The organism is Micromonospora sp. S4605 (assembly GCF_003176715.1).
Classification (GTDB): Bacteria; Actinomycetota; Actinomycetes; order Mycobacteriales; family Micromonosporaceae; genus Micromonospora; species Micromonospora echinaurantiaca.
In genome coordinates this window covers 1-953 of record NZ_QGSW01000008.1, presented here as the reverse complement: position 1 = coordinate 953, position 953 = coordinate 1, and the positions used below count along the sequence as shown (strand labels likewise).

The following is a 953-nucleotide window of genomic DNA, read 5'->3' as shown; positions in this document are numbered from 1 at the left end:
GGACCGGGGTGCTGCTCGGCGCGGCCACCGTGGCCGGTCTGGGCGGGCGGTGGCTGGCCGGGCGGCGGGGCGTCTCGGCGGCCCGGGCGGCGGTGCGGCTGCCCGCGCCGGTCTCCGCCGCGCCGCCGGTGCCTGCCGGGGCCGACCTGGCGCTGACCCAGCTCGCCCCCTACGTCACACCGAACTTCGGCTTCTACCGGATCGACACCGCGCTGGTGGTGCCGCAGGTCGACCCGGAGACCTGGCGGCTGCGCATCCACGGCCGGGTCCGCCGGCCGCTCACGCTCAGCTTCGCCGACCTGTTGGCCCGGCCGCTGGTCGAGCGGTACGTGACGCTGGCCTGCGTGTCCAACGAGGTCGGCGGCGATCTGATCGGCAACGCCCGGTGGCTGGGCGTGCCGCTGAAGGAACTGCTCGACGAGGTGGAGCCCGAGGAGGGCGCCGACCAGGTGGTCGGGCGGTCGGTGGACGGCTGGACCTGCGGCACCCCCACGGCGGTGCTGCGCGACGGGCGGGACGCCCTGCTGGCGGTGGGGATGAACGGCGAGCCGCTGCCGGTCGAGCACGGCTTCCCGGTGCGGATGGTGGTGCCCGGCCTGTACGGCTACGTATCGGCCTGCAAGTGGGTCACCGAGCTGGAGCTGACCAGCTTCGCCGACTTCGACGCGTACTGGGTGCCGCGTGGCTGGTCGGCGCAGGGGCCGGTGAAGACCCAGTCGCGGATCGACCGGCCCCGGGCGCGCAACCGGCTCAGCGCCGGCCCGATCACCGTGGCCGGGGTGGCCTGGGCCCAGCACCGGGGCATCAGCCGGGTGGAGGTACGGGTCGACGAGGGCCCCTGGCAGGAGGCGGAGCTGGCCGCCACCGTCTCCGCGGACACCTGGGTGCAGTGGTCGTGGCGCTGGAACGCCACCCCGGGCGAGCACACCCTCCAGGTCCGGGCCACCGACGCC

General features: G+C 75.8%; 1 protein-coding gene. It reads left to right on the top strand.

What is annotated here, in order from left to right:
- Positions 1–953: molybdopterin-dependent oxidoreductase (locus DLJ47_RS00025; RefSeq protein WP_146227980.1), on the top strand; the 953-nt coding region annotated here is incomplete at both ends.